Source organism: Rhodococcus sp. AZ1, from assembly GCF_054979605.1.
This window is the reverse complement of record NZ_JBUEQF010000004.1, coordinates 274823-294806: the sequence shown is the minus strand read 5'-3', so window position 1 is coordinate 294806 and position 19984 is coordinate 274823. Positions and strand designations below refer to the sequence as shown.

17 protein-coding genes are annotated in these 19984 nt (G+C 67.4%); 8 read left to right on the top strand and 9 right to left on the bottom strand.

The window, feature by feature from the left end:
* The first annotated feature begins 14 nt into the window (after positions 1–14).
* Entirely contained in the window at positions 15–644 is a 630-nt protein-coding gene (locus tag ACY48E_RS07440; protein ID WP_462871485.1) for a Pr6Pr family membrane protein, read from the top strand.
* A 117-nt stretch (positions 645–761) separates the two neighbouring features.
* Here ACY48E_RS07440 and ACY48E_RS07435 read toward each other — a convergent pair whose 3' ends face one another.
* The 3 genes from ACY48E_RS07435 to ACY48E_RS07425 form a co-directional block, all read right to left on the bottom strand.
* Positions 762–3281, bottom strand: a complete 2520-nt coding sequence (locus ACY48E_RS07435) for a DEAD/DEAH box helicase (RefSeq protein WP_462871484.1) — start codon at positions 3279–3281, stop codon at positions 762–764.
* Between the two features lie 10 nt (positions 3282–3291).
* The gene (locus ACY48E_RS07430; RefSeq protein ID WP_462871483.1) at positions 3292–4341 is read right to left on the bottom strand and encodes an alpha/beta fold hydrolase; all 1050 of its coding nucleotides are present in this window, start codon (positions 4339–4341) and stop codon (positions 3292–3294) included.
* 170 nt (positions 4342–4511) lie between these two features.
* Positions 4512–5480 carry a proteasome assembly chaperone family protein gene (locus tag ACY48E_RS07425; protein WP_462871482.1) on the bottom strand — a complete coding sequence of 323 codons (969 nt, stop codon included), beginning with the start codon at positions 5478–5480 and terminating at the stop codon, positions 4512–4514.
* A gap of 178 nt (positions 5481–5658) precedes the next feature.
* Between ACY48E_RS07425 and ACY48E_RS07420 the strand changes: the two genes are divergently transcribed.
* The 4 genes from ACY48E_RS07420 (at position 5659) to ACY48E_RS07405 (ending at position 9519) form a co-directional block, all read left to right on the top strand.
* Positions 5659–6744, top strand: coding sequence for an S-(hydroxymethyl)mycothiol dehydrogenase (locus tag ACY48E_RS07420; protein ID WP_462871481.1), 1086 nt, complete (start codon positions 5659–5661; stop codon positions 6742–6744).
* A complete protein-coding gene (locus tag ACY48E_RS07415) occupies positions 6741–7373 on the top strand; it encodes an MBL fold metallo-hydrolase (RefSeq protein WP_462871480.1) in 633 nt (210 codons plus the stop codon). The genes ACY48E_RS07420 and ACY48E_RS07415 overlap by 4 nt, the downstream gene beginning before the upstream one ends.
* A 24-nt stretch (positions 7374–7397) precedes the next feature.
* A complete protein-coding gene (locus tag ACY48E_RS07410; protein WP_462871479.1) occupies positions 7398–8126 on the top strand; it encodes a sensor domain-containing protein in 729 nt (242 codons plus the stop codon).
* A 112-nt stretch (positions 8127–8238) separates the two neighbouring features.
* Positions 8239–9519 carry a DUF4192 domain-containing protein gene (locus ACY48E_RS07405; RefSeq protein ID WP_462871478.1) on the top strand — a complete coding sequence of 427 codons (1281 nt, stop codon included), beginning with the start codon at positions 8239–8241 and terminating at the stop codon, positions 9517–9519.
* Position 9520: 1 nt separating this feature from the next.
* Here ACY48E_RS07405 and galE read toward each other — a convergent pair whose 3' ends face one another.
* Positions 9521–10501 (bottom strand): UDP-glucose 4-epimerase GalE, encoded by a 981-nt coding sequence (galE, locus tag ACY48E_RS07400; RefSeq protein ID WP_462871477.1) that lies wholly within the window; start codon positions 10499–10501, stop codon positions 9521–9523.
* A gap of 62 nt (positions 10502–10563) precedes the next feature.
* Entirely contained in the window at positions 10564–11250 is a 687-nt protein-coding gene (locus ACY48E_RS07395) for a metal-dependent transcriptional regulator (RefSeq protein WP_462871476.1), read from the bottom strand.
* Positions 11251–11390: 140 nt separating this feature from the next.
* Here ACY48E_RS07395 and ACY48E_RS07390 point away from each other — a divergent pair, with 140 nt between their 5' ends.
* Entirely contained in the window at positions 11391–12635 is a 1245-nt protein-coding gene (locus ACY48E_RS07390) for an acetoin utilization protein AcuC (protein ID WP_462871475.1), read from the top strand.
* Positions 12628–15282 carry a bifunctional acetate--CoA ligase family protein/GNAT family N-acetyltransferase gene (locus ACY48E_RS07385; protein ID WP_462871474.1) on the top strand — a complete coding sequence of 885 codons (2655 nt, stop codon included), beginning with the start codon at positions 12628–12630 and terminating at the stop codon, positions 15280–15282. The genes ACY48E_RS07390 and ACY48E_RS07385 overlap by 8 nt, the downstream gene beginning before the upstream one ends.
* A 27-nt stretch (positions 15283–15309) precedes the next feature.
* Here the strand turns inward: ACY48E_RS07385 and ACY48E_RS07380 are convergent, their stop codons facing one another.
* The 3 genes from ACY48E_RS07380 to ACY48E_RS07370 form a co-directional block, all read right to left on the bottom strand.
* The gene (locus tag ACY48E_RS07380) at positions 15310–16278 is read right to left on the bottom strand and encodes a sigma-70 family RNA polymerase sigma factor (protein WP_462871473.1); all 969 of its coding nucleotides are present in this window, start codon (positions 16276–16278) and stop codon (positions 15310–15312) included.
* Positions 16279–16469: 191 nt separating this feature from the next.
* A complete protein-coding gene (locus tag ACY48E_RS07375; protein WP_462871546.1) occupies positions 16470–17966 on the bottom strand; it encodes a DUF7782 domain-containing protein in 1497 nt (498 codons plus the stop codon).
* Positions 17967–17992: 26 nt separating this feature from the next.
* Positions 17993–18394, bottom strand: coding sequence for a DUF3099 domain-containing protein (locus ACY48E_RS07370; protein ID WP_462871472.1), 402 nt, complete (start codon positions 18392–18394; stop codon positions 17993–17995).
* Between the two features lie 160 nt (positions 18395–18554).
* On the opposite strand from ACY48E_RS07370, the gene ACY48E_RS07365 reads away from it, so the two are divergent.
* Positions 18555–18794: a DUF3039 domain-containing protein gene (locus tag ACY48E_RS07365; RefSeq protein WP_462871471.1), complete on the top strand. Its 240-nt coding sequence runs from the start codon at positions 18555–18557 to the stop codon at positions 18792–18794.
* Here ACY48E_RS07365 and ACY48E_RS07360 read toward each other — a convergent pair.
* Positions 18767–19900, bottom strand: coding sequence for a YihY/virulence factor BrkB family protein (locus tag ACY48E_RS07360; protein ID WP_462871470.1), 1134 nt, complete (start codon positions 19898–19900; stop codon positions 18767–18769). The genes ACY48E_RS07365 and ACY48E_RS07360 overlap by 28 nt on opposite strands.
* Between the last annotated feature and the right edge of the window lie 84 nt (positions 19901–19984).

Genomic DNA, 19984 nt, shown 5'->3' with positions numbered 1-19984 from the left:
TGTCACTGTGACTCATGCCCATCACCGAGCCCGCTGTTCGGCACACGCCCCTGCTGATCCGTGGCCTCCGCCTGGTGTTCGCTGCACTGGGGGTTGCCGCCGTGATCTACATTCCGGCCACCAGCGGCGACGTACCCGGCTTCACCACGGCGAACTTCTTCAGCTACTTCACAATCCTGAGCAATGTTCTCGCGGCGATCGTCCTGGCCGTGGGTGGGGCAGTGGACCCGCGCTCGCCGCGTTGGGAGTCGTTACGAGGATCGGTCACGGTGTACATGGTGATCACCGGGATCGTCTACGCCGTGCTCCTGGCGAACATCGACGTCGACATTCGTGATCCGTGGACCAACAACGTCCTGCACCGTGTCGTGCCGGTGGTGATGGTGCTCGACTGGGTGCTCTCGCCGGTGCGCCACCGGATCTCGAGCTCCACGGCGCTGACCTGGCTGTGGTTCCCGGTGGCATATGGCGTGTACACACTCCTACGTGGGCCCGTGGTCGACTGGTACCCGTATCCGTTCCTCGACCCGCGTACGCAGGGGTACGGCTCCCTCGCCGTCGGCTTGGTGGTTCTGCTCGGCGGATTCGTGCTGATCGCCTTGGCGATCGCGCGACTGGGCGAACTCGCCGCCCGGCGCTCCTGAAGAGGCTGGCGTGGACGCCATCCCGCCCACGTCCACGAACACCGTTTCGCTGAAGCCGAGTCTGTGCGCGAGAGTCTGCTGCGGGTCGACGTCCTCCGGAGCCGTGATCGACCCCTCCTAGCCCGCGGTGATGGTGATCTCGTCGAACACGACCTCACCGACCTCGTCCGACTCGGCGACGTCGACGGTGGCGTCGAGCGACCACCCGTGGTCGCCGTCCGGATCGTCGATCACCTGTCGCGCGGTGGTCTCGTCGGGGGACTGCACGAACGAGAACAGGTGCGGACCGCGCGCAGCGGCCGTCATGCCGATCTCGCCGTACTCGTCGAAGTAGGGGGCGAGTTCGTTCTCCCAGTCGAGATCGTCACCGAGGGAATCGAGCTCGTCCCATCGACGCCGCGACGCCAGTTCCAGTCGTCGGAACAGCGCAGTGCGCACCATCACTCGGAAGGCGCGGGGGTTGGCCGAGATCGGCTTCGGCGCGTCCGATCCGTAGGCGGCAACGCTCGCCACACCCGCGTCGCCGGCCTGTGGATCGGTGAGGCTCTCCCACTCGTCGAGCAGGCTCGAGTCGACCTGGCGGACCGTCTCACCGAGCCACTCGGTGAGATCGACAACCTCCTCGGTGCGCGCTTCGGGTGGAACCGTCTGCCGCAGAGCGCGGTACGCCTCGGCCAGGTAGCGCAGAACCGACCCTTCCGAACGCGAGAGACCGTACTGCGAGATCAGTTCCGTGAAGGTCAGCGACGTCTCGATCATCTCGCGCACAACCGATTTCGGCGACAGTCCGAACTCCGACAACCACGGGTGGCCCGCGCGGTAGATCTCGAACGCAGGCACCAGGAGCTCGGCAAGTGGCTTGGGCCAGGTGATCTCCTCGAGCAGCGCCATGCGCTCCTCGTACTCGATGCCGTCGGCCTTCATCAGGGCGACGGCCTCACCGCGTGCAGCGTGTTGCTGCGCCAGGAGAATCTGGCGCGGATCGTCGAGTGTGGACTCGATGACGGAGACGACATCGAGTGCGTACGCGGGGGATTGACGATCGAGCAGTTCGAACGCGGCGAGGGCGAAGGGGGAGAGGGGCTGATTGAGTGCGAAGTCTCGCTGCAGATCCACGGTGAGTCGAGCGGTCCGCCCCTGCTGGTCGGGCTGGTCGAGCTGCTCGACGATCCCGGCGTCGCGGAGGCCGCGGTAGAGCCGCACGGCAGCCAGGATGTGCCGACGCTGCGCCGGACGCGTCTCGTGGTTGTCCTCGAGCAGGTGGCGCATCGCCTCGAAACAGCTTCCGGGACGGGCGATCACGTTCAGCAGCATCGAGTTGGTGACCGAGAATCGGGATACGAGGGGTTCGGGGTCGGCGGCGACGAGCTTGTCGAAACTCGGCTTGCCCCAGGAGACGAATCCGTCGGGAGCCTTCTTTCGTTGAATGCGCTTGAGTTTCTTGGGATCGTCGCCGGCGCGAGCAACCAGGCGGGCATTTTCGACCTCGTGCTCGGGCGCCTGCACCATGACCGTGCCGAGTGTGTCGAAACCGGCTCGCCCGGCCCGTCCGGCGATCTGATGGAACTCACGAGCGCGAAGTTGGCGGGTGCGGACTCCGTCGTACTTGGTCAGTCCGGTCAACAGCACGGTACGAATGGGAACGTTGATGCCGACACCGAGGGTGTCCGTTCCGCAGATCACCGTCAGCAGACCATCCTGCGCGAGCTTCTCCACCAGTCGTCGATATCGGGGCAGCATGCCGGCATGATGAACGCCGATTCCGTGCCGGACCAGGCGTGAGAGCGTTCTGCCGAACCCCGTGGTGAACCGGAAGCCGCCGATCGCATCGGCGATGGCGGCCTTGGTCTCCTTGGATGCGACGGTGATGCTGGTGAGGGCCTGCGCGCGCTCGAGAGCTGCGGCCTGGGTGAAGTGGACCACGTACACCGGGGCGAGGTGGGTCGCGACCAACTCCTCGATGGTCTCGACCACGGGGGTCAGACGGTACGAGAACATCAGCGGCACCGGACGCTCCGATCCCTCGACCACCGTGGTGATCCGACCTGTCCGACGGGTGAGATCGTCGCGGAAGAAGCTCACGTCGCCGAGGGTCGCCGACATCAGCAGGAACTGAGCGCGCGGCAGTTCCAGCAGCGGCACCTGCCAGGCCCACCCTCGGTCGGGCTCGGAGTAGTAGTGGAACTCGTCCATGATCACCTGGCCGATCGACGAGTCCGGACCTTCACGCAAAGCCATGTTGGCCACGATCTCCGCGGTGGCGCAGATGATCGGCGCCTGCGCGTTGACCGCGGCGTCGCCGGTGACCATGCCCACGTTCTCCGCCCCGAAGATCTCGCACAGCGCAAAGAACTTCTCGCTGACCAACGCTTTGATCGGCGCGGTGTAGAACGAGCGGATCCCACGCGCGAGCGCGGTGAAGTGCGCGCCGATCGCCACGAGTGACTTTCCCGACCCGGTCGGTGTGGCGAGAATGACGTTGTTGCCGGTGACCAGCTCGATCACCGCCTCGTCCTGCGCGGGGTAGAGCTCGAGGCCGCGATCGTGCACCCACTCGCAGAACGCGTCGTAGAGCGCGTCGGCCGAGGGGGAACCGTCGCCGTCCGCTACCGACGGGATCAGCGAGGTGAGGAGCACGGGTACCAGGTTAGGTGGCCGACCGTTCGTCGGATCCCATCGCGTCGAGAACTGCGCGCCGCGTCGATGCCGGACCGGAGATCGCGTGTTCCCCGACGCCGGCGATCAGCAGATCGCGCCAGGTGGCCTCGTCGTAGTTCAGGGCAGTGGTGGTGGCGAGGAAGTCCTCGACCACGCTCAGGAACCGCAGGGGGTCGTCGCGGAACGGGAAGTGTCCGGCGCCCTCGAAGATCTCGAGACGCGACGACGGCATCGCCGCGTGGGCCAGGTGTGCGTGGGCGGTGGGGATCACCACGTCCCGGTCTCCCCAGATCAGTTGCACGGGAAGGTTTTCCGTCATGTAACACCGGTCGAGCATGGTGACCACCTGGCCCCGCCAGTCCACGACGGCACGCAGGGTCCGCAGATACGCCTCGTACGCGGTCGGATCGAGGAGATCGCCGAGAACTCGGATCAGATCGGGCGTGTCGTGCAGCAGATCGCCCACTCCGGCGCGGGTGGTGTCGATGGTCCCCAGCAGCGAACCGACCGCGCGCATTGCCGTCGCCCCACCGGGAAGCCGAAGCAGTCGCATCGCCTCGTTGACCACGGGCACCGACATCAGGCGCAGGACGGGGTGAACCTCCTTGGTCACGCCACCGGCGGCAACGAGCACCAAGCGATCGACCATGTGCGGGAACTGGTACGCGAACTGCATCGCCACCCCACCGCCGAGCGAGTGTCCGACCACGGTGACCTTGGGGATGTCCAGGACGCTCAGCAGATCGCGCATCCCGTTGGCGTACGCCGGCACCGAGTAGTCGGCGCGTGGTTTGTCGGATTTGCCGTGGCCCAGCAGGTCCGGCGCGATGACGGTGTGTTTGCGCGCGAGATGGGGGATGACCTCGCTCCACGTGCTCGAGTTGTCACCGATCCCGTGGATCAGCAACAGCGCCGGCCCGTCCCCGGCGATACGGAAGGCCCGGCGGTAGCCGTGGATGGTTCGGAACTCCAGTCGCGAGATCTCGTCGGGAACCGGGCGCAGTGTGCGCCGCCGCGTCATCGCGATGGTGCCGATCATCGACACCCTCGCCCGGGCCGCTCGCGGTACCGGAACGTCCGTACACACTGGGCCATCTCGGAACACTCCTGCTCTGTGGGTTGCCCCACACTCCTGCTCCGTGGGTTGCCCCGAGAATAAACCGGCGTCCTACTGCGCGCGGATCGTTCGTGTTACGGCTGGATTTCCAGTCACAGTCCGCCGCGGGGGCGATCGGGGTCGGACGAGGGCGCGTCGCCGTCGCCGAAACCGCTCTGCTCTGCCAGGAATCGCTCGAACTCGGCGCCCAGTTCCTCACCGCTGGGCAACGTGCCCTCGGCGGCGAGCAGCGTGGACTGTTGCTCCTGAGCGGTGACGAAGGTGTCGTACTGACGCTCGAGCGCTTCGACCACGGCCTGCACCTCGGGGTTGCTCTCGACCTGGGCATCGATCTGCTCGCGCACCCGTGCCGACGACTCCGTCAGCGCCGCCATCGGAAGCTGCAGACCGGCTGATTCCGCCACGTTCTCGAGCAGCGTCATCGCAGCGGGCGGGTACGAGGTCTGCGCCAGGTAGTGCGGGACGTGCACGGTGAAACCCATCGACTCGTGCCCGTGCTGTGCCATGCGGAACTCGAGCAGCGCCGATGCGCTGCCCGGCACCGCCAGCTCACCCGGCCATCGAGTGTTGCCCTCGATCAGCGACGTATCGGAGGCGTGGGCGGTCAGTGACAGCGGACGCGTGTGTGGAACCGCCATCGGGATGGAGTTGAGCCCGATGGTGCGGCGCACACCCAACTGCTCGGCCAGCAGACGAACCGCGGTGGTGAACTTCTCCCACTTCAGATCGGGCTCGAGGCCGGCGAGGAGGAGAAACGGCGTGCCGACGCTGTCGCGAACCGCGTACAGGTTCAGTGTCGGTTCCTCGTACGACGCGAAGTGATCGGACTTGAACGTCATGATCGGTCGCCGAGAGCGGTAGTCGAGGAGATCGTCGACATCGAACGACGCAACGAGTTCGGTGTCGAGGTTCTCGGTCAGGTGCGCCGTGGCGAGCTTGATCGCGTGCCCGGCGTCGGAGAAACCCTCCAGGCCGTGAACCAACACCGGCCCGGATCCGTCCGGTTGCGAGACGGACGGAGCGGGGAACTCCAACTCATACATTCTCGACTTCTCGTCCATTCCGACTCCCTTCTCCTCGCGCTTATCCTCGCGTCGATTCGCTACTGCTCACAACGTGCGAACCCGCCGCGGGATTCCCGGAACCGTACCGGCCGAACATAGAGGGATTCGCATCCGGCCATGGCTAGGCTGGGCCCACGGCCCCGGCGGCGTGGGCACACATTCGGGAGGAACCGATATGGCACAGCATGTTCGCGGAGTGATCGCCAGGACCAAGGGCGCTCCGGTCGAGACCACCACGATCGTCGTACCCGACCCCGGACCTCACGACGTCGTCGTCGCCATCAGCGCATGCGGGGTGTGCCACACCGACCTGCACTACCGCGAGGGTGGCATCAACGACGAGTTCCCGTTCCTACTCGGGCACGAGGCATCGGGTGTGGTCGAGAGTGTCGGCGAGGCGGTCACCCATGTCGAGGTCGGGGACTTCGTGGTGCTGAACTGGCGTGCGGTGTGCGGTCGCTGTCGTGCCTGCAAACGCGGCCGCCCGTGGTACTGCTTCGATACGTTCAACGCATCGGTGCCGATGACCCTCGAGGACGGCACAGTGCTCACCCCCGCGCTGGGCATCGGAGCATTCGCCGACAAGACCCTCGTGCACGAGGGGCAGTGCACCAAGGTCGACCCGGCGTCCGATCCCGCTGTCGTCGGTCTCCTCGGGTGTGGCGTGATGGCAGGGCTCGGCGCGGCGATGAACACCGGCGGTGTCGGTCGAGGTGATTCGGTCGCCGTGATCGGCTGTGGGGGTGTGGGCAACGCAGCGGTGGCCGGCGCGGTCCTCGCCGGAGCCGGCACGGTCATCGCGGTCGATCGCGATCCGAGGAAGCTCGAGATGGCCACCGGTCTGGGCGCCACCCACACCGTCGACGCCACCGCGGGCGACGTGGTCGAGGCGATCCGGGAACTCACCGATGGCAACGGGGCCGACGTGGTGATCGACGCGGTCGGTCGGCCCGAGACCTACGTGCAGGCATTCCATGCCCGCGACCTCGCGGGGACGGTGGTCCTGGTGGGCGTGCCCACCCCGGACATGACCCTCGAGATGCCCCTCATCGACTTCTTCAGCCACGGCGGAGCGCTGAAGTCGTCGTGGTACGGCGACTGCCTGCCCGAACGAGACTTCCCGATGCTGGTTGACCTCTACCGGCAGGGCCGGTTGCCACTCGACCGGTTCGTCAGCGAGCGGGTCGGCCTCGGTGACGTCGAGGCGGCATTCGAGACGATGCACGCCGGGACGGTGTTGCGATCGGTGGTGGTGATGTGAGCGGGGCGCTGCGCATCGACCGTGTGGTCACCTCGGGCACCTTCGAACTCGACGGCGGGAGCTGGGAGGTCGAGAACAACATCTGGTTGATCGGCGACGACGACGAGGTCGTCGTCGTCGATGCAGCGCACTCCAGCGCGCCGATCATCGACGGTGTCGGCGGGCGCGCGGTCCGGGCCATCGTGTGCACGCACGGTCACAACGACCACATCACCGTCGCGCCCCAACTGGCCGCCGCCCTCGACGCGCCGCTTCTGCTCAACCCGGCAGACGACGTGCTGTGGCAGCAGACGCACCCGGGCGTTGCGCACGGGGAACTCGTCGACGGTGGGCGGATCGCCGTCGCGGGTACGGACATCCTGGCCCTGCACACACCCGGCCACTCGCCGGGATCGACGTGTCTGTACCTGCCGGAGGCGGGCGAGTTGTTCAGCGGGGACACCCTGTTCTCCGGCGGCCCCGGCGCCACGGGCCGGTCCTATTCGGACTTCCCGACGATCATCGGCTCCATTCGGGACCGGCTGTTCACACTGCCCGGTGAGACTCGTGTTCGGACCGGTCACGGGGACAGCACGAGTATCGGCGGCGAATCGCCGCATCTCGAGGAATGGATTGCGCGGGGTTCCTGACCTCGGCATGGCACAGTGAAGCCTGTGACCACTGTTGCAGATGTGAGTATTGGGACGAGATCGGCAGGTCGTCCCGTTCGTGCCGTCGCCGTCGTGTTGGCCGCCGCGGGCCTCATGGCCTCGGCCGGGTGTGCGGAGACGGTCACCGGAGCACCCACCCCGACCGACGCGACGGTCACCTCGACGATCTCGACCGCCCTCGCCGACCTCTCGCTGCGGCCCACGGACTTCCCGAGCCCCTACGTCGGGGTGGACCTCCCGCCTCCCGCGGCATCGGCCGCCACCGAGGATCTCGACGGCATCGCCGTGGGGGCGGAGGTCGATCCACCGTCGTGTGTGCCGCCGGTGCGCTCGACCGATCCGGACGACGTCAAGGTTGTGGTCGGCTCCGACAACGAGGCCCGCACGACGATCTCGGTGGAGCTTGCGCGTGTCCGCACGCCGTTGTCCGAACAGAAGTCGACATGGGAGCGCTGCCCGTCCGTCACCGCGACCTCCGACGGTGCCACGGCCACGGTCACCACAGCGGTGGTGCCACCCCCGCCCATCGATGCCGACGACACCGCGGCAATTCGTCGGACGGTCTCTTCCGGCGGAGGTGCGGTGACCCAGTCGGCGCTGGCGCTGGTCGCACAGATCGCCGATGTTCGCATCACTGCGACGTTCATGACCTACAGCGGGACCGATCCGGACACCGTCGCCCTCGATCAACTCTTCACCGAGGCAGTTCAGAAGGTCGGCGCCGCACGCTGATCCGTGCGTCTCGGCGCCGAGTTGTCCACACCCCTCGTTCCTGTCCCCGGGTGGGCCCCGCACACCCGCCGACACCCCCGAGGCGTCAGGTGCTCCCCGCACAGTGAGCACCATGACCACACACGCACAGGGTTGGGCCGCCGAGCCGGTCGACCTCACCATCACCGAGCCCGACGACCTGATCGCCGCACTTCCCGCTCTCCTCGGGTTCACCCCGGAGGCCTCGCTCGTCCTGATCGCTCTCACCGACTCCACACCACCCACCGTGGCGATGACCGCCCGGCAGGACCTCGTTCTGCCGAGCGGGACCGGCGGCTCCGATCGGGGGATCGACCCGTACGTGCTCGACGACTGCGACGAGTGCGACGAGTACCTCTGCGACTACCACTACGACTTCTACGGTGAGGACATCTACGGGTACGCCCACCACCGCGCCGTTGTGCACCCCGTGATGGTCGAGGCCATCGATCGGATCGCGAACGTGTGCCGGCGTGAGGGCCTGCGCACCGTCATCGCCGTACTCGTCGACGACGACCCGACCGTGATCGCCGACCTGCATGCGATGGCTGCCGGCAGCACCGAATTCCTGACCGATGATCTGCCCCCCGACGACGCGATGCGGGCACACGCCGCGATCGTCGAGTACCTGCAGGTGCGCTTGGCCACCACAGGAGGATCGCTGGCGTCCGCACATCTGGTCGGACGAATCGAGGCCGATCAGCCCTGGGCGAGCTTCCTCGGGGATCGACGCGTCGGGCTTCTCCCTGATCCGCGATCCTCGCGCCTGGCGCTGGCCACCGTGCTCGGTGGCGCCCCCATCCGGGCCCGACGATCCGACCTCGCGTCCGAGATCGCCCCGGCCGATCCGACCGTCCGCGAGGCGGTGTCGTCCGCGATCGACACCGTCGCCGCCGAGATGAACGACCTCGACGACGCAGACTGCGTGCGTCTTCTGGTCTCCATCTCGCTGACGTCGAACAGCGGGGTAGCGGTGGAGCCCTACAGCGTCACCGACCTCGCGCGGGCGGCAGTGGCACTGCAGCGCACGACCGTCCGTGATCTGATGTTCGCCTTCGCCGTGGGGGAGCACGCACGCGATGTCGAGGCTTTGATGCTCGATCTCACCCGGGTGACCCCGGTGCCGCTGCGAGCGGCACCAGCAGTGCTGTTGGCGTTCAGTGCCTACGTTCGCGGGCAGGGTGCCTTCGCGAGCATCGCGGTCGAGACGGCCCTGGCGGCCTCTCCCGGCTACTCCCTCGCGCTGCTGCTCGACGACGCACTGCAGTTCGGTCTTCGACCCGAGGACGCCGAGAGGATCGCCCTGGCCTCGTGCGAGTCCGCACGACTTCTCGGGCTCGCGGTGCCGCCACCGATTCCCCGGCGGCTGCGATGAGTCAGGTCGCCGAGTGCGATCTCTCGCCCAGCGACACCAGGAACTGCCAGGCGTCCGCGACGATCCCGTCGAGGTCCGTTCGGGACGGGGTCCACCCCAGCTCGGCGATCGCTCGTTCGCTCGAGGCCACCAGGACGGCCGGGTCACCGGCCCGACGAAGCGCCTCGACCGCCGCGATGGATCGACCCGTGACCCGCCGACAGGCTTCGATCACCTCTCGCACCGAGAACCCCTGTCCACTACCGAGATTGAAGATCCGATGTGTCGCCGGGACGGTCGAATCCAGTGCGAGCAGGTGCGCATCAGCAAGGTCGCGGACATGAATGTAGTCGCGGACGGCGGTTCCGTCGGGTGTGGGCCAGTCGGTGCCGAAGATCGAGATCGACGGTCGCTGACCCAGGGCCACCTGGAGCACGAGGGGGATCAGATGCGTCTCCACGACCCGGTTCTCGCCGAACCCGGCGTAGGCGCCCGCGACGTTGAAGTAGCGCAGGCTGGTCGCACCGAAACCGTGAGCAGTGCTGTAGCCGGTGATCGCGTGGTCGATGGCCAGCTTGGTCGCCCCGTACGGGTTGGTGGGGGCCGTGGGCATGTCCTCGGTGATGGGAGTGCGTTCGGGCTCGCCGTATGTGGCGGCGGTCGAGGAGAACACCAGCCGTGGGATCTTGTTGGCGACGATGGCGTCGAGGAGTTCGAGCGCAGATCCGAGGTTCCCGCGCCAGTACTTCTCCGGTTCCGCCACCGATTCGCCGACCAGGGACTGCGCTGCGAAGTGCAGGACGCCCTCGTACCCGCCCTCGGCGAGCACGTCGGCGATCACGTCGGCCACCGCCCCTTCGACGAATCGCACCCCATCGGGCACACCATCGCGATTACCGGTGGTGAGGTCGTCGACCACCACCACCTCGTGGCCCTGCTCCACCAGCACCGCCGTGCACACGCTGCCGACGTACCCGGCCCCGCCGGTCACTACGAGCTTCATCCGGCTCCGCCGGTCACTACGAGCTTCATAGCTCCGCCTCGATATCCCAGGGGTCCGCAGGGTCAGATCCGCTTGACCTGAACGGCATGGCCCATCTCCTCCGACAACTCCACGTCATCGTGTCCGGTGACACTGATGGTGACAGTGCCGGGCCTGGTGCTGACGGTCACTCGCGCGTCGGGCACCACGCCGACCTCGCGCAACCGCGCGATCACGTCCGGGTCGGACTGAACGTGCTCGGAGAGTCGGCGGATCACGACTGCCGTCGGTGTGCCGTTAGGGATGTCGATCAGCCGCACAAGATCCTCGACCTTCGGCGTCGGCGCACTCATGCCGAGCTGGTCCAGGCCGGGTATCGGGTTGCCGTAGGGCGAGGTGGTGGGGTCGTCGAGAACCTCGACCAGACGGCGTTCGACCTCCTCGCTCATCACGTGCTCCCAGCGGCACGCCTCGGCGTGCACGTTCTCCCACTCGAGCCCGATCACGTCCACCAGGAGTCGTTCCGCGAGACGGTGTTTGCGCATGACGGCGACAGCCAGTGCTCGCCCCTTCTCGGTCAACTGCAGATGCCGGTCGCCGGCCACCAGCAGCAGGCCGTCGCGCTCCATGCGAGCCACCGTCTGGCTCACCGTGGGACCGCTCTGGTCGAGCCGTTCGGCAATGCGCGCCCGGAGGGGGACGACGCCCTCCTCTTCCAAGTCGTAGATCGTGCGGAGATACATCTCCGTGGTATCGACGAGATCCTTCACCTCACACCCTTCGTTGCCACCGAATATTACCGGGTCGGGCCCACCCGGGGCGTCCCGGAGCGGGCCGGGCTCGGGACGATCGGGTGACTGCCGCCGATCGGAGGGTGCCGTTCGGGTGACGCGGGACGTAGGTTCGGATCATGACGGAACTTCGCTCGCACGCGCCCGCGCTGGTGTGGTCGGACGACTATCTCCGCTATCGGTGGAGCGACGAGCACCCGATGAACCCGACCCGTCTCGCGCTCACCATCGATCTGGCGACCGATCTGGGGCTGGTCGAGGGAATCGAGACCGTCACCCCGGTCGCCGCCACCGACGGCGAGCTGTTGCGCATCCACACTCCCCGGTACATCCATGCCGTCAAGACCGCCCCCGAGGTGTACCCGCTCGGTACCCGCGCCGGCGAGGTTCACCACGGCCTCGGGTCCGAGGACAATCCCATCTTTCCGTCGATGCACGAGGCCGGTGCCGTCATCGCCGGGGGAACACTGACCGCCGCGCGCGAGATCGCCTCCGGACGATCCCGGCGTGCGGTGAGCATCGGTGGCGGCATGCACCATGCGATGAGCGACTCCGCAGCGGGTTTCTGCGTGTACAACGATGTGGCCGTTGCTGTTTCGTGGTTGCTCGACAACGGGTACGACCGCATCGCGTACGTCGACGTCGACGCCCACCACGGTGACGGAGTGCAGGTGGCCTTCGAGCGCGACCCACGGGTCTTGACGATCTCGCTCCATCAGCACCCGGCCACCCTGTGGCCCGGCACCGGGTGGTCCACCGAGATCGGCCTCAAGGAGGGCTCCGGCACGGCCGTCAATGTGCCCTGTATGCCCGGCACGGGTGATCGACTGTGGCTGAGAGCATTCCACGCGGTCGTTCCGGGTGCGATCGCCGCTTTCCGGCCCCAGATCATCATCAGCCAGTGCGGCGTCGATTCCCACCGCGAGGACCCGCTGGCCGATCTGGCGCTCACCGTCGACGGTCAGCGGGCAGCGTTCCTGGCCATGCGCGATCTCGCCGATCGCCACAGCGAGGGCCGGTGGCTCGCGGTCGGTGGAGGCGGGTACGGGCTGATTCGGGTGGTGCCGCGAGCGTGGTCCCATCTGATCGCCGCAGCGCTCGGTCGCGACCTCGACCCTCGCACATCCATCCCGACGGTGTGGCACGACCGCGTGCGTGAGAAGGCTCCGGGAATCGATCTGCCGCACACCATGAGTGACGACGGCGACACCGACTACCCGCCGTGGGACGGTCCGGGGGGCAGCGCCGACTCGGGAGTGCCGCACCTCGATCGCCTGACGCAGCGGATGGACACCGCCATCATCGCCACGCGTCGGGCGGTGTTCCCCCTGCTCGGTCTCGATCCGGAGGATCCTCGTGATTGACCCCGCCCCCGACGCCCCACCGCCACCGCTGTGGTCCGCCGACGTGTTGGCCTCGGACGGCGGTGTGGTGCGGCTGCGGCCCATCGAGCCCGCCGACGCCGAGGCCCTGGTCCGATTCCATGGGTCTCTCTCCGATCGCACGCGCTACCTGCGGTACTTCGGTCCGTACCCGACGATGCCGCCACGCGACGTCGAGCACTTCACCCATGTGGACCACACGTCCCGAGTGGCCTTCGTGGCCACCCTCGGCGACGACATCATCGCGGTCGGTCGATACGAGCGGTTACCCGATCCGGCCGACGCCGCGGAGGTGGCATTCGTCGTCGCCGATGCCCATCAGGGCCGCGGGCTCGGGCCGATCCTGCTCGAGCACCTGGCCGCGGCGGCAGCGAGAAACGGCATAGCCCGATTCGTCGCGGACGTGCTCGCCGAGAACCGCAACATGGTCTCGGTGTTCCGCGAGGCGGGGTACCAGGTGACCCGAACCTACGACGGCGGGACGCTGACTCTCCAGTTCGACATCGACCCCACCGAGGCATTGCTGACCGTGCGGAACTCACGCGAACGGGCCACCGAGGCGCGCAGTGTCCGCAACGTTCTCGCACCGCGGTCGGTCGCGGTGATCGGTGCCTCGGCAGATCCGGCCAAGGTGGGCAACGCGGTGCTCACCAACCTCCTGCGCGGATCGTTCACCGGTCCGGTCTACCCGGTCAACGCCGAGCAGCGCTCGGTCCGCGGTGTGCGCGCCTACCGCGCCGTGTCGGAGATCCCCGACGATGTCGACCTCGCGATCGCCGCGGTGCCCGCGGACGCGATCGAAGCCGTGCTCGACGACTGCCTGGCCAAGGGCGTGCGATCGATGGTGGTGGTGTCGTCCGGTTTCGGTGAGACCGGAGCTGAGGGACGTGCCACGGAGCGTCGTCTGGTGCATGCCGCTCGCGCACACGGGATGAGGTTGGTGGGACCCAATGCACTCGGCGTGGCAAACCTGGACCCGGCGATCTCGCTCAACGCAACTCTGGCGCCCATCCTCCCGCATCGCGGCAGGGTCGGCTTCTTCTGTCAGTCGGGCGCTCTCGGTATCGCAATTCTGGAGCAGGCGTCGGTCCGACGACTCGGCCTGTCCACCTTCGTCTCCGCGGGAAATCGCGCCGACCTCTCGGGCAACGACCTTCTGCAGTACTGGGATTCGGACGAGCAGACCGATGTGGTGATGCTCTACCTCGAGAGCTTCGGCAACTCGCGCAAGTTCTGGCGCATCGCCCGGCGGCTGTCGCGTACCAAGCCGATCGTCGCCGTCAAGAGTGGCCGCGGAGCGGCTCCGCCGGCCCTGCAGACCGGTCAGGACATCGACGACACCATCGTGCGGGCGCTGTTCGAGCAGGCCGGAGTCATCCAGGTCGACAGCATCTCGGACCTCTTCGATTGCGGTGTCCTCCTCGGATACCAACCGCTCCCGCCCGGTCCGCGGGTGGCAGTGGTGGGCAACTCCACCGCGCTGGGGACCCTGGCGATCGACGCCGCCCGGTCCAGTGGACTGGTTGCGGGTGTCCCGGTCGACGTGGGGCCGGCAGCATCGCCAGACGCGTTCGCATCGGCTGTTGCCGAAGCGCTCGCCGCCGACTCCGTCGATTCCGTGGTCGCCGTGTTCGTGCCGCCGGTCGCAGTCGATGTGGGTGCGTACGCGCGTGCCCTGCGTGCGGCGGTGGTCGGCAGTGAGAAGCCGGTGGTCACGACCTTCCTCGCGGCGGAGGGGATACCGGAGATGCTCGCGGTACGCGACGCGGACGGCCGCGAGGTCCGTGGGTCGGTGCCGTCGTATCCCGATCCGGGCCGCGCAGTGGGGGCACTGGCTCGGGCGTGGCGCTACTCCTCGTGGCTGGCGCGCCCGGTGGAGCCGACGGTCCGGCCGCCGGGTATCGACGTCGACAGGGCGCGATCGCTGGTCGATCGCTGGCACGCTGCCGCGCCGCAGGGGCGGTGGCTCACCGACGACGAAACCGCCGAGCTGATGGCGTGCTACGCGCTCCCCATGGCCGAGTTCCGCAGCGCAGCGAGCGCTCAGGACGCCGTGGCGGCTGCGGAGGCCCTTGGCTACCCGGTAGCGGTCAAGGCGACCGCGGAACATTGGCGCCATCGGCCGGATCTGAACGGTGTTCGACTCGATCTCGTCGGGGCCGATGCCGTTGCGCGCGCATACCGAGACCTGAGCGAGGCGTCCGACGAGCCCGTGGTGGTGGTGCAGCGCATGGCCGAGAAGGGGATCGGCTGCTCGATTCGAGCACTCGACGATCAGAGCTTCGGATCGCTGATCTCGTTCGGCCTGTCCGGGTTGTTGTCGGACCTGCTCGTCGATCGCGCCTACCGGGTGTTGCCCATCAGTCGCCGTGACGCCCGTGAACTGCTGGCTACGCCCCGCGCGGCGCCCCTCCTGGCGGGATACGGGGGCCTCGAGCCCGTCGACAGCGCCGCCCTGATCGACGTGATCGAACGGGTCGCCGCCCTTGTCGGCGATCTGCCGGAAGTTCTCGAGGTCCGGTGCGATCCTGTCCTGGCATCGCCCTCTGGTTCGGCGATCACCGATGCGCGCATACGAACGGGGTCCGAGCCCACACGTGTGGATCTCGGACCCCGTCGCTTGAGGTGACGCCGTAGTACCGGCCCTTCGCGAAGGTCAGCTGGCGTAGGCCCGCAGGCGCTCCGCGCGATCGCCCTGGCGCAGTTTGCCCATCACTTCGCGTTCGATCTGGCGAACACGTTCACGCGAGAGACCGAACAGCTTGCCGATCTGGTCGAGGGTGCGGGGCTGGCCGTCGTCGAGTCCGAAGCGCAGACGGATCACCTGCTGCTCACGCTCGTCGAGAGTCCCCAGGACCGAACGCACGTCACTGTGCAGCAAGCCCGCGATCACCGCGTTCTCCGCGGATGCCGCCTCGGAGTCCTCGATGAAGTCCCCGAGCGGAGCCTCTTCGTCGGTACCGACCGGCATGTCCAGGCTCACGGGGTCACGACTGTGGTCGAGCAGGTCGGCGATCTTCTCGACCGGGATTCCCGACTCCTCCGCGAGTTCCTCATCGGTTGCTTCGCGACCCAGCGTCTGGTGCAGTTCGCGCTTGATGCGGGCGAGCTTGTTCACCTGCTCGACCAGGTGGACGGGCAGCCGAATGGTGCGGCTCTGATCGGCCATTCCGCGCGTGATGGCCTGGCGGATCCACCACGTCGCGTAGGTGGAGAACTTGAAGCCCTTGGCGTAGTCGAACTTCTCCATGGCCCGGATCAGACCGAGGTTGCCCTCCTGGATCAGGTCGAGCAGGGGCATGCCTCGACCGGTGTAGCGCTTGGCCAGCGACACCACCAGGCGCAGATTGGCTTCGAGGAGATGTGCACGTGCAGCACGCCCCTCGCGGGCGATGAGCGCGAGGTCCCGCTTCTTCGCTGGGCTCAGACGCTTGCCGGTCTCGAGAAGATGGGTGGCGTAGAGACCCGTCTCGATGGCCTTCGCGAGTTCGACCTCCTGCGCGGCGGTCAGGAGTGCGGTGCGTCCGATCCCGTTCAGGTAGACACGAACGAGGTCCGCGGCCGGGCTCTGCGCATCCAGGTCGGCTTCGCTAGGGCGTGGGCGAACGGTGGTCGGACTGGTCATGACGTGCCTCCATGTTCGATGGTTCTCTCACAGAATCCGGTGACGCTCGAAGACTCTTCACGCAGTTCAACGCGTCGCGACGTGCAATGAGTTCCCGGGCGGTTCCCGTCCGAAACCGCGCGACGTGCAGTTTTGCGCTGTTCGTCCTGAGAAGTTGCTGAGAACACGTCATGAGTGGGGAACAGCAGCGATCAGGACGGCGCCGGAATCACGATGCCGTGGGCGATGAGAGCGCCCACCATCTCGCACACGGCGTCGGTGAGTTGCTCGTGATCGAGCCCGTGCGCGGCGGCCAGGATGCCGGCCACCTCACCGACCGTCGGTCCATCCGGGCGAAGAGCCGTGAGAAGTGCCGCGCCCAGTTCGTCGATCTCGTGAACCCACTCGGGACCGTCGGTGCGACGGATCCGCACACTCGCCTGGTCCCAGCCGTGCTCACCGGGCACGTGTACTGATTCCAGGATCGTGTGCGGATGCAGCGCGCATCGACACCCGGCGACATCGTGCTCGGCCGCCCAGTCCAGACGCCGGAAGTGGGCCAGCGCCTCGGGTCCGAGTGGGTCCGAGTACGGATGTGCGAGATCCTCCGCGATCACTCGGCTCGGCCCGTCGGTGCGGCGCAGGTACACCACACCGAACCCGATTGCGACGACGTCGGCGTCCTCGAGGTGATCGAGCCAGGCGATCGAGGTGCGTGCGGCGTCGCCCTCACGCGGATCCAGGCCACCGTCACGGATCCAGGTACCGACGTACAGCGACGGGTCGGCGATGTCCCGCTGGAGGATCCAGGCGTCCACACCGTGGTCGGGAATCCACGCCGCCACACGGTCACGCCAGTCCTGGCCGCGCACGTGCAACCACGACGCGAGCAGAGTCGCGATCCCGCCGGGCAGCAGATGCTCGGCCGACCGCTCGATCACCAGTGCGCTCGCACCGTCGAGATCGAGCCCGGAATCGCGATACGAGTGCATCACGACGGGAGCTCCCACCACGAACGGTGGATTGGCGACGATGCGGTCGAACCGCTGATCTGCCACGGGCTCGAACCAGGGGCCGGTCCGAATGTCGAGGTCCACCTCGTTGAGGACCGCCGTGGCCGCTGCCAGAATCGCCGAACGGGTACTGATGTCGGTTGCCACGATCCTCTCGGCATAATCCGCGGCGCGGATCGCATGCACTCCGCACCCGGTGCCGAGATCGAGGACCGACCCCACCCGTTGCGTCGGAGTCGCCCGGAGAAGCGACACCGACGCGTGGCCGACACCGGGCACGTGGTCGTCGCCGATCCGCAGTCTGCGAGTGCTTCCATCGAAGTCCGACACCATCCAACGGACACCGGATCCGAGGTCGGTGGGTCGGATGTCGAGGGTGGACCTCAGCGTCCCTGCGCTCGGACCCTCCACCAACGCGCCGGCGCGGATCCCGAGGTCGACCGTCTCCTCGGTGAGCGTCGCTCCGACGTCGGCGGTTCGGCCGTCGTCGGCGAGCATGAACAGCCGCACCAGGGTGCCCAGGGGGTCCGCGCCGACCGACCGACACACCCTGCGGGCCGGGGCGGGTTCACCACGTCCGAGAGCCCTATGGGCGCCGACACCGAGGAAGTCGGCGACGCCCTCCGGTGTGTAGTCGTGCGCCAGGAACTGCGTTCGGAGTCCGGCGACGAATCGGAGCAGTACGTCGGTGTCCAGGTCGCGTGCGCGAACCTCGTCGTCGGTCAGGGCTTGCCGTCGACGTCGATCACCGAATCAGGGTCGAACGAGCGTGAGTCGATCGCCGTCATCGGAGTGACACCGGCCTCGAGCGCTGGACCCGCCGGTGCACGGTGCTGATACCGCGACGGCTCGTCCGCGGTGCGCGGCGGCCGGTCGTTGGCGATGAGGACCGCCATCCAGGGCAGCGGGATCGACACGCTGATGATCGCCATCGCGATCCACGGGTTGGCCCAGATGCTGTAGGAGATCGCCGCCAGAACCAGGCAGGGGATGCGGAACGACATGATGAACAAGTATTTGCGCACCCGCGCCTTGTGCTGCTCTTCGACCGACGCCTGCGCATCCGTGATGAGGATGGCGTCGCGAGGCGATGTCTCTCCCGGAGCCTTCACTGTGCGTGCCATGCCTCCACTCTGTCACTGTCGATGCGCCTGTGCACGTGTCCTGACGCGACAACGGACACACTGGTCCGTAGATGGTGACGGCAACGAATGCTCGGTCCGACATCGTCGAGATTGCGTCGTCGGGTGTTCCGCCGTCAGCGGTGCGGGACATAATCGAGTCATGAGCACGCAGACGAAGGAACGTCCCGACACCACCACCACCGACGAGACGACCGACGACGACACTCCCAAGTTCTTCCACTACGTCAAGAAGAACAAGATTGCCGAGAGCGCCGTCATGGGCACCCATGTAGTGGCTCTGTGCGGTGAGGTGTTCCCGGTGACCCGTTCGGCGAAACCGGGATCCCCGGTGTGCCCGGAGTGCAAGAAGGTCTACGACGGGCTGCGCCCGGGGGAGTGACTGCGCTCCGGGGTGCGACCGTGCTCCGGGGTGCCCCCGTTCTCGCCCTCCTGCTCGAGCCGGATGGGCCCGGTGAGCCTGCGGACAGCAGCGGTCAGAGCGGGATCTGCTGCCGTGCCCGCCTTCTCACTGATCCACCCCTTGACCTGATCGAGCCTGCTGGTCGGAGTCGGCCAGGTCTCCTCGATCGCGGCGTTGAACTCCGCTCCCAGAATCACCGCCAGACCGAGGAAGAACGTGAAGAGCAGGAACGCGATCGGACTGGCCAGGGCGCCGTACGTGTAGCCGGTGCTGGTCACCCAGGACAGGTAGACCCGTAGCAGCGAACTGGCGATCATGAACACCACGCCGGCGAGCACCGCGCCTCCCAGGAGCCGGTGCCACGGCAGCGAGCGATGCAGAGCCACCTTGTAGAGCGTCGTCAGACCGACGATCAGCCCCAGACCCACTGCCGGGTAGTAGCCGATGCGCACGATCTGGGAGCCCATCTCGTACCACCTCTCGGGCAGCGCGTCGGCCAGCAGATTCGGTCCCACGGCCACCAAGGGCAGGAACGCCACCGCCAGGACGAGGAACGCGACGTAGAGAAGCAGGGCGAAGATCCGCTGCCACACCGGGTGACGTGCATCCTGCTGACCGTGCGCGAGCACGATCGAGTCCACGAACGTCGATACCGCCGACGACCCGGCCCACAGCGAGAGCACGAAACCGAACGACACCACCTCGCCCCGGCCGTTCTGCAGGATCTGGCTGACCGTGGGGGCAATGATCTCCGAGACGACGTTGTCGCTGAACGCGGCGTTGGCGAGTGTGAGGATTCGGCGTTCGATGATCGCGAGCGTGTCCGGCCCGATCCATCCCGCCACGTATCCGATGCTGCCCAGAACTCCGAGCAGCAGCGGCGGCAACGACAGTGTCTGCCAGAAGGCCGCCGCGGCGGACTGCGAGAAGATGGAGTTGTCCCACGCCTTCGACGCTGTGCGAACAATCACATGGCGCGCCGAACCGGCGATGCTCCGCGCGGTCGGCCCTGATTCGGGCGACGCGTCGTGCGCTGAACCCGCGGATTCGCCAGGGGTGCTCACGGGTTCGTCGGGTGTGCTCATCTCGTCTCCAGCATGTACCACATTGCGCGCACGTGCCCGCGTCACACACCGGCGATGTGTTCGCCGGTCCCCGGCCCGTCGGCG

Bases quoted from the DNA above. Each gene is read 5' to 3' on its own strand.
- ACY48E_RS07440 (WP_462871485.1), top strand. From the start codon at position 15: ATGCCCATCACCGAGCCCGCTGTTCGGCACACGCCCCTGCTGATCCGT.
- ACY48E_RS07430 (WP_462871483.1), bottom strand. From the start codon at position 4,341: ATGATCGGCACCATCGCGATGACGCGGCGGCGCACACTGCGCCCGGTT.
- ACY48E_RS07425 (WP_462871482.1), bottom strand. From the start codon at position 5,480: ATGGACGAGAAGTCGAGAATGTATGAGTTGGAGTTCCCCGCTCCGTCC.
- ACY48E_RS07420 (WP_462871481.1), top strand. From the start codon at position 5,659: ATGGCACAGCATGTTCGCGGAGTGATCGCCAGGACCAAGGGCGCTCCG.
- ACY48E_RS07405 (WP_462871478.1), top strand. From the start codon at position 8,239: ATGACCACACACGCACAGGGTTGGGCCGCCGAGCCGGTCGACCTCACC.
- galE (WP_462871477.1), bottom strand. From the start codon at position 10,501: ATGAAGCTCGTAGTGACCGGCGGGGCCGGGTACGTCGGCAGCGTGTGC.
- ACY48E_RS07390 (WP_462871475.1), top strand. From the start codon at position 11,391: ATGACGGAACTTCGCTCGCACGCGCCCGCGCTGGTGTGGTCGGACGAC.
- ACY48E_RS07380 (WP_462871473.1), bottom strand. From the start codon at position 16,278: ATGACCAGTCCGACCACCGTTCGCCCACGCCCTAGCGAAGCCGACCTG.
- ACY48E_RS07370 (WP_462871472.1), bottom strand. From the start codon at position 18,394: ATGGCACGCACAGTGAAGGCTCCGGGAGAGACATCGCCTCGCGACGCC.
- ACY48E_RS07365 (WP_462871471.1), top strand. From the start codon at position 18,555: ATGAGCACGCAGACGAAGGAACGTCCCGACACCACCACCACCGACGAG.
- ACY48E_RS07360 (WP_462871470.1), bottom strand. From the start codon at position 19,900: ATGAGCACACCCGACGAACCCGTGAGCACCCCTGGCGAATCCGCGGGT.